General features: G+C 63.6%; 13 protein-coding genes. 1 reads left to right on the plus strand and 12 read right to left on the minus strand.

Annotation, left to right across the window (positions count from 1 at the left end):
* Window positions 1-4: 4 nt before the first annotated feature.
* The 5 genes from GA0004734_RS18905 to GA0004734_RS18925 all read right to left on the minus strand — a co-directional run bounded on the left by GA0004734_RS18905 (window position 5) and on the right by GA0004734_RS18925 (window position 5,231).
* Window positions 5-1,069: an ABC transporter permease gene (locus GA0004734_RS18905; protein ID WP_092936915.1), complete on the minus strand. Its 1,065-nt coding sequence runs from the start codon at window positions 1,067-1,069 to the stop codon at window positions 5-7.
* Entirely contained in the window at window positions 1,066-2,634 is a 1,569-nt protein-coding gene (locus tag GA0004734_RS18910; protein ID WP_092936917.1) for a sugar ABC transporter ATP-binding protein, read from the minus strand. Before GA0004734_RS18910 ends, GA0004734_RS18905 begins: the two co-directional genes overlap by 4 nt.
* 2 nt (window positions 2,635-2,636) lie before the next feature.
* Entirely contained in the window at window positions 2,637-3,287 is a 651-nt protein-coding gene (locus GA0004734_RS18915) for a DUF2291 family protein (RefSeq protein WP_092936919.1), read from the minus strand.
* Window positions 3,288-3,358: 71 nt separating this feature from the next.
* Window positions 3,359-4,300 (minus strand): D-ribose ABC transporter substrate-binding protein, encoded by a 942-nt coding sequence (locus tag GA0004734_RS18920; RefSeq protein WP_092936922.1) that lies wholly within the window; start codon window positions 4,298-4,300, stop codon window positions 3,359-3,361.
* A 103-nt stretch (window positions 4,301-4,403) separates the two neighbouring features.
* Window positions 4,404-5,231 carry a phosphogluconate dehydrogenase C-terminal domain-containing protein gene (locus GA0004734_RS18925; RefSeq protein ID WP_092936924.1) on the minus strand — a complete coding sequence of 276 codons (828 nt, stop codon included), beginning with the start codon at window positions 5,229-5,231 and terminating at the stop codon, window positions 4,404-4,406.
* A gap of 234 nt (window positions 5,232-5,465) precedes the next feature.
* Here GA0004734_RS18925 and GA0004734_RS18930 point away from each other — a divergent pair, with 234 nt between their 5' ends.
* Window positions 5,466-6,020, plus strand: a complete 555-nt coding sequence (locus GA0004734_RS18930; RefSeq protein WP_092936926.1) for a 3'-5' exonuclease — start codon at window positions 5,466-5,468, stop codon at window positions 6,018-6,020.
* 142 nt (window positions 6,021-6,162) lie between these two features.
* Here GA0004734_RS18930 and GA0004734_RS18935 read toward each other — a convergent pair whose 3' ends face one another.
* From GA0004734_RS18935 to GA0004734_RS18965, 7 genes are read right to left on the minus strand one after another with little or no spacing between them, the layout of a single operon-like run.
* Window positions 6,163-7,119: a LysR family transcriptional regulator gene (locus GA0004734_RS18935; protein ID WP_092936928.1), complete on the minus strand. Its 957-nt coding sequence runs from the start codon at window positions 7,117-7,119 to the stop codon at window positions 6,163-6,165.
* A gap of 35 nt (window positions 7,120-7,154) precedes the next feature.
* Window positions 7,155-7,760, minus strand: a complete 606-nt coding sequence (locus GA0004734_RS18940) for an NAD(P)H-dependent oxidoreductase (RefSeq protein ID WP_092936930.1) — start codon at window positions 7,758-7,760, stop codon at window positions 7,155-7,157.
* A gap of 3 nt (window positions 7,761-7,763) precedes the next feature.
* On the minus strand, window positions 7,764-9,164 hold the full coding sequence (locus tag GA0004734_RS18945; protein WP_092936932.1) for an FAD-binding oxidoreductase: 1,401 nt from the start codon (window positions 9,162-9,164) through the stop codon (window positions 7,764-7,766).
* Window positions 9,161-10,453, minus strand: coding sequence for a cytosine deaminase (locus GA0004734_RS18950; RefSeq protein ID WP_092936934.1), 1,293 nt, complete (start codon window positions 10,451-10,453; stop codon window positions 9,161-9,163). The genes GA0004734_RS18945 and GA0004734_RS18950 overlap by 4 nt, the downstream gene beginning before the upstream one ends.
* Window positions 10,454-10,457: 4 nt before the next feature.
* Window positions 10,458-11,306, minus strand: coding sequence for an ABC transporter permease (locus GA0004734_RS18955; protein WP_092936936.1), 849 nt, complete (start codon window positions 11,304-11,306; stop codon window positions 10,458-10,460).
* 1 nt (window position 11,307) lies between these two features.
* Window positions 11,308-12,162, minus strand: a complete 855-nt coding sequence (locus tag GA0004734_RS18960) for an ABC transporter ATP-binding protein (RefSeq protein WP_092936938.1) — start codon at window positions 12,160-12,162, stop codon at window positions 11,308-11,310.
* 4 nt (window positions 12,163-12,166) lie between these two features.
* Complete coding sequence (locus GA0004734_RS18965; RefSeq protein WP_092936940.1) at window positions 12,167-13,171, minus strand: ABC transporter substrate-binding protein; 1,005 nt, start codon at window positions 13,169-13,171, stop codon at window positions 12,167-12,169.
* Window positions 13,172-13,295 lie beyond the last annotated feature (124 nt).

Here is a 13,295-nt window from a genome sequence, read left to right on the forward strand (position 1 = left end):
ACGATCAGCCCTTCCTGGCGAGTTGCATCAGGGCGACCTGCTGCTGCAACCGGCGTTGGGCCTGATCCACCACCACGGCGACGATGATGACGATGCCCTTGATGACCATCTGCCAGAAGGAGGAGACGCCCATCATCACCAACCCGTCCGACAGGATGCCGATGACGAAGGCGCCGATGATCGTTCCGCCGATCGTACCCCGCCCGCCGGACATGGAGGTGCCGCCAAGGACCGCTGCGGCGATGGCGTTGAGTTCGAACGAATTGCCCGTGGCCGGATGGGCGGCCATGAGTTCGGAGGAGATGACGATACCGACGATGGCGGCGCAGAAGCCGGAGAACATATAGACGAACATCTTCACCCGGTTGACCCGGATGCCCGACATGCGCGCCGCCCGCTCATTGCCGCCGACGGCGAAGATCTGGCGACCCAGCGGCACGTAGCGCGCGAAATAGGCCGCGGCCAGCGCGACGACGATCAGGATCCAGATCGACACCGGCAGGCCGATGATACGGCCCGAGCCCAGAAAGCCGAACCCCGTGGTGGCCAGCTCCGGCTTGCCGATAAGGTTCGGAAAGGTCTGCCCGTCCGACGAGAGCAGCGCGAGGCCACGGGCCACATAGAGCGTGCCGAGCGTGGCGATGAACGGCGCGACGTTCAGCCGGGTGATCAGCAATCCGTTGACCGCGCCGATCAGGATGCCGACGGAAAGCGTGATCAGGCAGACCTCGACGATATTGAAATAGATCGTGTAGCCGATTTGCAGATCGATGCCGTTAATGATCAGCCCGCCGGCCACCATGCCGCAGAGGCCGACGATGGAGCCGACCGAAAGGTCGATGCCGCCGGTGATGATGACGAAGGTCATGCCCATGGCGAGGAACGCGTTCAGCGCCACATGCTTCGACATCAGGATGATGTTGGCCGTCGAAAGGAAGTTCGGCGCGAAGGCCGAGAAGAAGGCGATGACGGCGAAAAGCGCGATGAATGTGCGCAGCTTCATCAGCGTCAACAGAAGCGAGCCGCTGTCCGCCGCGGCTGCCGGTGTGGTCGTGGTGGCCGTCGTCATGGCGCGATATCCCCGCTTGTCTGTGTCGATTTATGGCCGATCGATGCCGCGCGCACGATCGCTTCCTCGCTTGCCTCCGCCCGGTCGAGAATGGTGGTGATGCGGCCATTGCTCATCACGGCGATCCGGTCGGAGAGCGCCATCACCTCTTCGAGATCCGAGGTGGAGAACAGGATGGCGAGCCCCTCGCCCGCCAGCCGGCGCATGGTGCGGAAGACGTCGGCCTTCGCGCCGACATCGATGCCGCGGCTCGGCTCGTCCATCAGCAGAACCTTCGGCTTCGTCATCAGCGCCTTGCCGATGACCACCTTCTGCTGGTTGCCGCCGGACATGGAGGTCACATCGAAATCCGGGTTCGGCGCCTTGATGGCAAGATCCTTAATGGCGGACGCGATGGCGGAGCGCTCCCGCTCTCCCGCGATGTGGAACCCGAAACGAACGAAGCGGTCGAGACTGGCGAGCGTCAGGTTCGCGGCGATCGACAGCACCTGCACCAGGCCCTCGCGCTGCCGGTCTTCCGGGATCAGCGCCAGCCCGCGCTTGATGCGCGTCGGCGTATCGCGCGCGGCGATCTCCTCGCCATCGACGAAGATACGGCCCGTCGCATGCGGATGCTGCCCCATGACGCATTCGAAGAACTCGCTGCGCCCGGCGCCCATCAGGCCGTAAATCCCCAGCACCTCGCCGGCCCTGACCGAGATCGAGAGATGATCGACCGCAAGGCCTCCCGTCCGCCGTGCAAGCGAGATATCCTCGGCGCGGAAGGCTTCGCGACCCAGTGTGTGATCGACCGATTTCGCGAAATCCTTGGCATCCGAGCCGATCATCGAGCGGACGATCCAGCGGGTGTCGATGTCCTTGATTTCTGCCTGACCGGTAATCTGCCCGTCCCGGAGCACGGTGATGTGGTCGCCGATACGCATCAGCTCTTCCAGCCGGTGCGAGATATAGACGATCGCGACCCCTTGTGCCTTCAGCTCGGCGATCACCTTGAACAGGATATCGACTTCGGCGGCAGAGAGCGCCGAGGTCGGCTCGTCCAGGATGAGAATGCGCGTGTCGAGCGAAAGCGCCCTGGCGATCTCCACCAGCTGCTGCTGGCCGATCGGCAGGTCCTCCACCATCGTCTCCGCGCTGATGCCCGCATCCAGCCGGTCGAGGAAGATATTGGCTTTCTCGATCTGCGCCTTGTGATCGATGCCGGCGAAGCCGCGAACGATCTCGCGGGTCGCAAAGATGTTCTCGGCGACGGACAGGTTGCCGAAGAGGTTCAGCTCCTGGAACACCATGCCGATACCGTGTTTCTGCGCATCGGCCGGCGAGTGGAATTCGACCGGTTTGCCGTCGAGCAGGATGCGCCCGAGCGACGGACGCTCGACGCCTGCGATCATCCGCATCAGCGTCGATTTCCCGGCGCCGTTCTCGCCGACGAGCACGTTTACCGCGCCCCGGCGCAGCGAGAGATTGGCATTCCGGACCGCGACGATGCCCGAATAGACCTTCGTCACGTCCTCCAGCTGAAGGATGATATCGTCCTCGACCGCGCTGCTCGTATCGGAAACCATCGTCATGGTTCCAGCGTCAGGGCGACGGGCGTCAGCAGCGGCAATTGGCCTTTCGCCGGCACGGGAAAAGCGCCAACCGCCTCGATCCTCCTGCCATCAAGCCCTTCGCGCGGCAGTGCCTGCAACACCTGAGCATTCAGATGGGCATTGAAGGCCTTGCCGAATTCGGCCCACTGGATCTGGTTCTTGAACTGGTTGAAGCTCACGAAATCGAGGCTGTCGCGGATCGCCGTACCCTTGATGACCGGCCCGATCTGGACCCGAACATCCGCTTTGCCGTCGCCGTCGATATCCGTGTCGAGATAGCCGGCGCGCGACGTGGTCTCGGCCGCGATCACCGTGCCGGAGACCTTGGCGGCATAGGTCCAGGGGGCGTTGCCCTCCTTTTCCTTGTGGCCGTATTTCGCGGCCGCCGCATCGGGATCGGATGCGATCGATGCTGCGACCTCGGCATAGGGACCCGCCTTCGAGGTCAGATACGGCACCACCTTCGGCGCCCACAGCTCTGTCGCCTGACGCTCGGGATTGAAGCCACCGCTTGCGGCCTCGGCGGCCTCCTCGGCCGTCGGCGTCTTGATGATCTTGCAGCCGGGCAGGACCATGAACGTGGCCGAGACGAGGCAAAGCGCGGCAGCGGCGGTGAAACGCGGCATTCCGTCAACTCCGGATGGGAAAAGGCGCGGGCGGCGCGTGTGGACGAGCCGCCCGCCTCGTAAGATCGAGATTAATCCTTGAGCGCGAAGGTCTCGAGCTTGTCGGCATTGTCGGCGTTGATCAGCACGCAGTCCATCAGCTGTTTTTCCTCGGCCGGCGCCTTGCCCGTCTTGATGTAGGCATCGGCCTGCTCGACGGCCATCTGGGCCTGCGCGTAAGCCGGCTGCATCACGGTCGCCTTGATGCCGCCCGCCTTGATGCTGTCGCGAACATCGTTGGAGCCGTCGAAACCGACGACGATCACGTCCTTGCGACCGGCGGCCTGCAACGCAGCGATTGCGCCCATCGCCATCGTGTCGTTGCCGGCGATCACGCCCTTGATGTCCGGATTGGCCTGAAGGATGGTTTCCATCTTGGAATAGCCTTCCGTCTGGCTCCAGTTGGCGGACTGTTGCGCCACCATCTTCAGGTCGGGATATTCGTCGATGATATCGTGATAGCCCTTGGAGCGGATGCCGGCATTGAGATCCGCCTCGCGGCCGAGCAGCTCGACGTAATTGCCCTTTTCGCCCATCAGCTTGACGAACTCTTCGGCGCCGAGCTGGGCGCCCTGATAGTTGTTGGACACGATCTGGGAGACGGCGACGCCCGTCGCGTTGATTTCGCGGTCGATGAGGAAGGACGGGATCTTCGCGTCCTTGGCCTTCTGCACGGCGGCGATCGAGGCTTCGGAGCCGGCATTGTCGAGAATGATGGCTTTGGCGCCGCGGCCGATGGCGGTGTCGATCAGCTGCGACTGCTTGTTGGCATCGTCGTCATGGACGAGGACGAGCGTTTCATAGCCAAGCTCCTTGGCCTTGGCTTCGGCGCCAACGGCTTCGGCCTTGAAGAACGGGTTGTCGTGGCTCGGCGTGATGATGGCGATGAGATCGGCCGCGTAGGACGGCATGGCCGTGCCGAGTGCGAGAACGCCGGCAAAGGCGGCAAGGGTCAGTCTGCGTGAAAGTTTCATGTGGTTCCTCCCGGTGGTATCTGTTCGAAGAACCCGCCTCCCTGCGGGTCCGTGTTGTCTCATCCGACGAGCCCGCTCGCGAGCGGAACCGCCGATCTCGTCATCAGGTGATGCGCCGAATGCTTTCGGCGATTTCCTGTGGCTCGAAGACCTTCTTCCAGTCGTCGCGCATCAGCGCGGGGATGCCGAACTCGATGGCCTTGTTGCAGGCATCCGAAAACACGCCATCGACTTCCTTGAAGATAACCGCGCCGAGCACGTTCATATGGCCGAGCAGGAAGTCGCGCGCCGCCTGTTCCGGTACGCCGCGCTTCACGCACTCGTCCAGCGCCTGGCTCATGACGACCAGCAGCGAGGCGCAGACCGTCTCCGAAAGACCTGGCTCCAGGATCGCCATCTGCTCGACCGTCACCCGGTGCGAGCGCATCACCGGCGCCCAGATGGTCTTCGCGACCTCTTCGCCGAGGGCGTAATGCTCTTCCGGCCCCTGCATCAGGGCGGAGACGATGTGCTGTTTGGCGGCAATCCCGCCAAAATGATCCTTCTTCGCCGCCATCTCTGTTTCGTCATTGAAAATAGGGGGATGGCAGGGATGCGTGACGAAATAGGTGATGTCGGCGCGTTCCGGCAGATGACCGGCAAAGGGGGCAGCCGCGTCGAGAACGACGACCATGGTGCCCGGTGCGAGCTTGTCGATGATGCCGGAAGCGACTTTGCCGATGGCCGTATCCGGTACGGCGAGAACCACGACTTCGGCGCCATCGAGCGCCTCGTCTACGGATAAGCACGTCAGGCCCAGATCAGCCTGCAGCCGTGCGCGTCCAGCGTCGCTTACCTCCACAGGGCGGATGTCAAAGCGCGAGCCGATGAGGTTGCGCGCGAGCCGCGTACCCATTTTTCCGCCTGCGCCGAAAAGTGCGATCGATGTCATGTGTCTTGATCCCGTTTTGTCGGGTCATCTAACGGTAACTGGTATAATGAGTCAATGAGCATTTCACATGATGTCGCAGAGCGGAGATTCGACGGAATGCGCACTCCCTGGTCCCTTTACGCAGGCGGTCCGATCCAGCTAGATCGGAACAGGCCGGCAGATGCCTTGAAGAGACGGACGTCGCGGTGGTCAGCGTCTCGCGCTTTATGCCGCACACCATTCTGGACAAATGCCATGCTCGTGTTTCTCGATTTCGAAGCGTCCTCCCTCGGCAAGAAGAGCTATCCGGTCGAGGTTGCCTGGGTTTTCGAGGATGGAACGTCGCGCGCTCACCTGATCCGCCCGACGCCGGATTGGACGGACTGGTCGATGAAGAGCGAGCGCATTCACGGCCTCTCCCGGCGCCGTCTCCACTTGGAAGGCACGCCCGTCGCGGACGTCGCGCGGGATATGCTGGAAACGCTGGAGGGCCATGCACTCTACGCCAGCGCCCCTTCCTGGGATGGGAAATGGCTGAGCGTGCTGCTGCGCACAGGCGGCCTGCCGCGCCATGCGCTGAGGCTCGGGAAATCCGACGATGTCTTTCTGGAGCATGCGAGAACGATCATGGATGGCATGTTCACCCGCCGCGAGATCGCCGATTTCGTGAAGGGCATGATCGAGAGGACCGAGCCGGCGCAACCCGCGCACAGGGCGCTGGCGGATGCCACGCTGGAACACACGCGATGGCTTGCCATCCGGAAGGCCGCTACGCAGGCGGTTGCCGAACGTGGGGAAGTTTCAGGGTAAGCACCGCATGCCAACTATTGCCGATGCCTTCAAGACGCTGAATCCCCTCGCATGGCACTCGACCCGGGGAGCCGGATACTAAGGCGCGCCTCGTCTCGCCGCCGGACACGCGCCTTGCTCTTACAGATGAGCCCATATTCCCCTACACGAGCATGTCACGCACGAGGCGGCGGAGCCAGGCGTTGAACGTCGAATGATGCGAGCGCTCATGCCAGAACAGGAAGACGGGCATGGCGCCGAATTCCTCGGGCGCATCGACCACGGCGATATCCGACAGCGCGGCGAAATGATCCGCGAACGGCTTCGACGTCGTGAAGACGAGATCGCTGCCGGCCAGCACCATGGGGACGAGCGCATATTCCGAGAGGCTGGCGCGAATGCGCCGTTGCAGGCCGAGTTCCGCGAGGTGGCCGTCGATGGGGCTGACGGACGCGCCGTGCGGCGGGTTCGGCGACAGGTGTTCGAGGTCGAGGTAATCGTCCATGGTGATCGCGGGGGCGCCGGCGAACGGGTGATTCCGGTCCAGCATGCAGACGGTGCGGCACTCGGTGACGGTCTCTCCCCGCAGATTGCGCGAAGCGGGCTGGCGGTGGGCGAGCACCAGATCGACCTCGCCGGCCTCCAGCAATTGCTGAAGCGCCGCCATGCTCGGCATGGGCAGCATTTCCAGCATCATATGCGGCGCGACCTGCCGCAGGTGGCGGATGAGCCGGGGAACGAGAAACGGGCCGAAACTCGTCGCCGCGACGATCCGCACCCGCCTCTGGGATGTCGCCGGGTCGAAGTCGGCCTCGCGCCCGGCGAGATGGTCGATGTCATCCAGAATGCGATCGACGAGCGTGACGAGATCCTGCGCCCGCGGCGTCGGCGAAAGGCCCGTGCCGCTGCGCACCAGAAGCGGATCGCCGGTCATCGCCCGGAAGCGCCGCAAGGTCAGGCTGACCGCCGGCTGGCTCAGGCCATGGATCGCCGCCGTGCGTGAGACGCTGCTCTCCGACAGCAATGTCTTCAGCACGCGAAGCTGGCGGATGTCGAGTTCGCCGCGGGTTCGCTCGCCGGCCTCCATCGCATCTGTCGCCGTCTTGATGCCGCCTGCCAAGCTCTCTCCTTCACCCGCACGACGCTGCCCCCACCTTAAACAGCGTGGAACGACGCCATCGCCTTTGCCACCTTGGCCTTGAACGCCTCAAGCTCGGCTGGGCCGTTGCCGTTCATATTATAGAGCGCGAGATAGCGCACCGGTCTTTTCGGGCGAAAGATCGCCCAAAGCACCCGGCGCGCCACCTTGCGCGGCGGATCGCCGACGAGCATGGCGCGAAAGCGCGGACCGCCATAGGTGGTGATGACGGCGACCGATTTGACGTTGTGAAGGATGCGGACGAGCTTGCCCTTGTCGCCGGCCGACATGGTGAACGCCACGCCGGGAACGAACACGCGGTCGAAGAAGCCTTTCAGGATCGCCGGCAGGCCGAAATTCCAGACGGGATGTACGAGCACCACCGCATCCGCCGCCCGGATGCGCGCGACATAGGGCGCGATGCCGGGCGTGATATTGATCGCCTCGTCGTGATAGTTCAGGCGCTCCTCGCGCGAGAGAACGGCATCGAAACCGTCATCGTAGAGCGAGAGCAGATCGACCTCATGCCCCCGCGCCTCCAGCGCCTGCCGGGCGACATCCCGCAATTGCGCGCTGTAGCTGGTTTCCACCGGATGGGCATGGATGAGAAGGATCCGCGCCATGGCTCACGCCGCATCCATGCTTTGCAGCCCGGCAAAAACCCAGCTGCGCTTCTGATTGAAGTCGTAATCCGGATTTTCCCAGGCGACCATCTTGCCGGGGTTCAGCAGACCCTTCGGATCGGCCTCGCCCTTGAAGGCGAGTTGCCCCGCATCCGTCTGCTTCATGCCGCCCTCCTCCAGTGTGTAGCGGTGCGGATTGAAGACGAGGCAGCCATTGTTCTCGTGGATGGCGATGATCTCCTCCAATCGCTCCTCGCTGGTATAGCGAACGATCGGGAGCCCGGAGAAGACGATGCGGCCGTCGAAGCGGATCATTTCCAGATGGAGCGGCATCTCGTCGCCGAGCAGCTCGTGAATGCGGCGGACATGCTCGAAATCCGGATATTGCGTCTGGAGATAGGTGATCGACGGATCAACCTTCAGACCGCGCATCGTCGTATGGTTCCAGCAGAGTTCGTAGACCGGCGGAAACTGGCGCTTCTCCTCCGGCGGCACGGTGTCGGACCGGAAGACGAGATCGCCCTTATGATGCGCCGCGAGAAGGGAGAGCGCATCCATGGCGTGCGGCGCCGCGATGACGACGACGAGCGAGGCTTCGCGTGCGAAGAAACGGCGGTAGTGCGGAAAGTAGTCATGTGCCACGGGGGCGGCGACCACCGCGATCTCCTTGGTGAGGATACCATCCTGTCGCGCCAGCGCCTCGGCAAAACGCGTTGCTGCCATCACGTCGGGAAAGGCGACAAGACTGTCGATCCAGTCATAGGCGGCGGTCAGCGGCAAGGTGACATCGGTGATGATGCCGTTGGTGCCGTAGGCATGCGCGACCTTGAGGATATCGGCGCCCTCGATCTTCAGCACCCGCGGCACCGCCTCGCAGGTGACGACGGTGAGGCCGAGAATGTTGCCGAGCGCTCGCAGGCCGCCCCAGCGGATCGACCCGACGCCGCCCGACCCGCCGGCAACGAAGCCGCCGACCGTCGCGGTGCGATAGGTGGACGGGAAGAACCGGATTTCGCTGCCATGCGCCGCCCGCGTCTGCTGGTCGATCTTTTCGAGAATGACGCCGGTTTCCGCCTTCACATGCACCGGGCTCGTTTCGATGATGCGGTTCATCTCGGCAAGATTGAGCACCACGCCGCCGGCCAGCGGCATGGCTTGCCCGTAATTGCCGGTGCCGGCCCCGCGCGGGGTGATGGCGATGCCGTGCCGGTGGGCCGCCGCGAGAACCTCGACCACCTCGCCTTCAGACTTCGGACTGACGATGAGATCGGCCGTGACATGATCCAGCTGGCGCTTGAGCACCGGCGAATACCAGTAGAAATCGCGGCTCTTCTTCTGCACCAGCTTGGGATTGTCTTCGACCGCGATGGAGCCGATATCGTTGCGGAAAGCGTCGAGCGTCATGGTGTCACTCCGAGAAGGGTGTCGAGTTCGCGATAGTCGGGAAGCTTGGCCGAGACGACCTTGCCGGCGCGGATGACCGTGCGATCGGACTGGGGCCGCGAGAAGAGTTCGCCGGGTGTGCGCGCCCGCGTGACGACGAGATCGGCCGGAGCGCCGGCCAGAAGTGTCGCGCCATAGGCAAAGCCGGCGGTTCTCGCCGGGACGGCGGCGACGGCCGAAAACCAGTCGGCAAGCTTGTCCTCCGGATGGTCCAGATGGCCGATGCGCACGCTTTCGCGCAGCACCTCCAGCATGTCGAGATCGCCATAGGCGTAGAACGGATCGCGCGTGTTGTCGGAGGCGAGAGAGACCGCGACGCCCGCCGCCTTCAGTTCGCGCAGCAGTGTCACCCCCCGCCAGCGCGGCGTCTCCTCGGGCCGACGGTCCTGAAGGTAGAGATTGCACATCGGCAGCGACACAATGTCGATGCCGGCCTCGGCCACGCGGGCTATGGTCGCCTTCGCGTCTTCGCCGGCAAGAATCGCGAGCGAGCAGCAATGGCCGGCCAGCACGCGACCGGAAAACCCGGTTTCGATGACGCGGTCGGCAAGGATGGACAAGCTGCGCGAAGCGGTATCGCCGCTCTCGTCGATATGCAGATCAAGATCGAGACCATGGCGGCCGGCGGCATCCACGAGGTTGGCGATGGCTTCCCCTGCCCGGTCGAAGACGGAGATCGCGCCGCCGAGAGATCCGCCATAGGTCTTGACCGTGCGGGCCAGCTCCTCGACCAGCGCCTTGTCGAGCGCATGATCCGGGCCGCAAAGTGCTGTCGCCTGAAGCTCGATCCGCCCCGCCCACTCTTCACGCTTGCGGGCAAAGACCGGCCAGGAAATTTCGTGCTGGGGCGGCGCGGAATCGAGATGCGTCCGAATGGCCGCCGTTCCATGCGCATAAGCACAGCGCAGGGCGAATTCCATCCGCGCCTCGACATCCGCAGCGTTCCAGTTTGCCACGCGATCGGCGGAGACCGCGTTGAGCGCGCCCATGAAAGAGCCATCCGGATTGGGCCTGCGCGGCGTGATGTGGCCCTTGTCGAGATGGGTGTGCAGATCGACGAAGGCCGGCAGGACGATGCCGTCATCGGCGTCCAGCACCGTTTCGCCATCTTCCGGCGTCAGCGAGCCGGGTGCGGCGATGGTGTCGATCACGCCATCGACCAGCCGGATGTCGGCCGGGGAAAACCCTGTTTTGCCGGGAATACGGCCCTTCCGGATCAGACGTTTGGTGGATGTCGTGTCATTCGTCATACGGTCAATTCTCCCGCGCGATCGCGCTTTCGTGCCAGCGGCGCAGCGACAGCCAGGCGACGACCGATGTGAGGGCGAAGATGGCGACACCGGTTGCCGAGAGAAGCACCAGCGCCGCGAACAGCCGGGGAATGTTGAGGCGGTACTGCGCCTCCAGCAGCCGGAAGGCGAGGCCGGAACCGGCGCCGGCCGAACCCGCCGCAAACTCCGCGACGACGGCCGCGATCAGCGACAGGCCACCGCCGATCTTCAGCCCGGTCATGAAATAGGGCAACGCGGCCGGCAGCTTCAGAAGACGAAGCTGCTGCCAGCGGCTGGCGCCGTAGAGATCGTAAAGATTGAGAAGATTGTGATCGACGCTCTTCAGGCCCTGCACCATGTTGGAGAGGATGGGGAAGAAGGCGACGAGGAAGGCGCAGATCATGATCGCCGCCTGCGTTGAGGAGACGTAGACGAGGATGAGCGGGGCGATGGCGACGATCGGTGTGACCTGCAGAATGACGGCATAGGGGTAAAGCGCGAGTTCCACCCATTTCGACTGGACGAGCAGGACCGCCAGCACCGTGCCGCCGATCAGCGCGAGGACGAGCGCTGAAAATGTTATGCGCAGCGTGACGAGCAGGGCCGGATAGAGCGTGCCCCAGTCCTTGACCAGCGTCTGCGCGACGAGGCTCGGTGCTGGCAGGATATAGGGCGGCACGGCGTTGACGCGGACATAGACCTCCCAGACGAGCAGGGTTAGGCCCAGCATGATGGCGGGAACCGCCACCTGAAGCAGCCGGCTTCGGCCGAGGCCCGGCTTGTCTTCGTTCGATGCAGGATCGAGAACGGCCCCTCTTTCAACAGCCTCCATGTCAGGCGCCCTCGCTGACAGGTGTTGCGATGGCATGGCCGAGGGCCTGCGAAACGGTTCGGCAGAGATCGGCATAGGCTTCGGATGCGCGGAAGCTTTCGTCCTTCTCGCGACCTTCGGGGCGCGGCAGCATCATATCCGCGACGACGCGGCCGGGGCGCGCGCCCATGACGGCGATGCGGCTGGAGAGGTAGGCCGCTTCGAAGACGGAATGCGTGACGAACACCACGGTCAGATCCTTCTCGCTCCAGAGACGCAGCACGTCGTCGTTCAGTTTCTGGCGGGTGATCTCGTCCAGCGCGCCAAAGGGCTCGTCCATCAGCAGGAGCTTCGGATCGGTCACAAGAGCGCGCGCGATCGATACCCGCATGCGCATGCCGCCGGAGAGTTCTCTCGGATAGGCCTTGGCGAAATCCTTGAGCCCCACGGTCTCCAGCACCGCCATCACCCGGTCGCGAACCTCGCCCTTCCCCATGCCCTTGAGGCGAAGCGGCAGATAGGCATTGTCGAACACGGGCTTCCACGGCATCAGGGTCGGCTCCTGAAAGACGAAGCCGATATCGGCATCCGGTCGCCCGTCCCGGCCGATCCGCGAGGCCGGCCAGTCGACCGTCCCCTGCGAGGCACGGCCGAGCCCCGCGATGATCCGCAGTGCCGTCGATTTGCCGCAGCCCGAAGGCCCGAGAAGGCTGACGAACTCGCCCTTGCGGATGTCCATCGTCATGTGCGAAAGGGCGAGCGTGCCGTTGGAAAAGCGCTTGGTGACGTCGCGAAGCGACACCACGCTGCGGGGCGATGCAGAGACCGGCGCCGGTTCGGCGCCATCCGGATTGCCGGAGGGAACGGCCTGCTCCATCGGATCAGGACTTCTTCAGGTCCATACCCACCTTCTTGCATGTGAACTGCAGCGTGTAGGATTTCTTGATGTCGAGATCCTTCTTCACGACGTCGATTGCCGCCATCTTGTCGTAGAAGTCCTTGTAGTGCGCATCCGTCATGCAGCCGATGCCGCCCTCCTTGGCGTCGCCGGATTCCAGAACGTCGAATTCCTTCATCTTGGCAAGCGAGAAGGCCAGCTGCTCGTCGGTCATCTCCGGATTGTCGGTCTTGATCAAGGCATTGGCGGCCTTGTTGTCGGCATGCATGTAATTGTACCAGCCGATGGCCGTGGCATCGACGAAGCGCTGCACGAGGTCCGGGTTCTTCTCCACCAGCGCCGTCTGCGTCTCGATCGTCGTGGAATAGGGGTCATAGCCGGCGTCGGCGAGAAGGAAGACCTTCGGCTTGAAGCCTGCCTGACGCTCGATCTCGAAGGGTTCCGATGTGATGTAGCCCTGCTGGGCGGAGGCCTTGTCGGCGAGGAAGGGGCCGGGGTTGAACTGGTAGGGCTTGAACTGCTCGTCCGAGAAACCCTTGAAGTTGGCCTTCATCCACGTGAAGTAGGTGGTGAAGCCCTCCTTGCCCATGAAGATCGTTTTGGCCTTGGCGAGATCCTCGAAGGTCTCGATGCCGGCATCGGGATGCGCCAGAATGCCCTGCGGATCCTTCTGGAAGATGGCGGCGACCGTCACGAGGGGAATACCCTGTGCCACGGCATCAAACGAGCCGAGTGTGCCGCCCATGTAGAAATCGATCTGGCCGGCGATCAGAAGATTGCGGTTGGCCGCCTGCGGCCCGCCCTGGCGGATGGACACGTCGAGCCCATACTTCGCATAGGTACCGTCGGCGATGGCCTGATAATAGCCGCCGTGCTCGGCCTGGGCGAGCCAGTTCGTGCCGAAGGTCACCTTATCGGCCGCCAGCGACGGCGTGGTGGCCAAAAGGGCCAGGGAAAGAAGGAATGCAGAGACGGGCAAGTTCGGCATGGCGACAGGGTCCTTCTCGGGCCGGGAGCGGCGGAATAAGTTGAGCTGATGAAAGATGTGGTAATCGGCTTTCTAATGTGTACTGTATCAGCGGAATGCGATGATACTAAAAGAGGCATGCACA

The sequence above is a fragment of the Rhizobium sp. 9140 genome (assembly GCF_900067135.1).
Taxonomy (GTDB): Bacteria; Pseudomonadota; Alphaproteobacteria; order Rhizobiales; family Rhizobiaceae; genus Ferranicluibacter.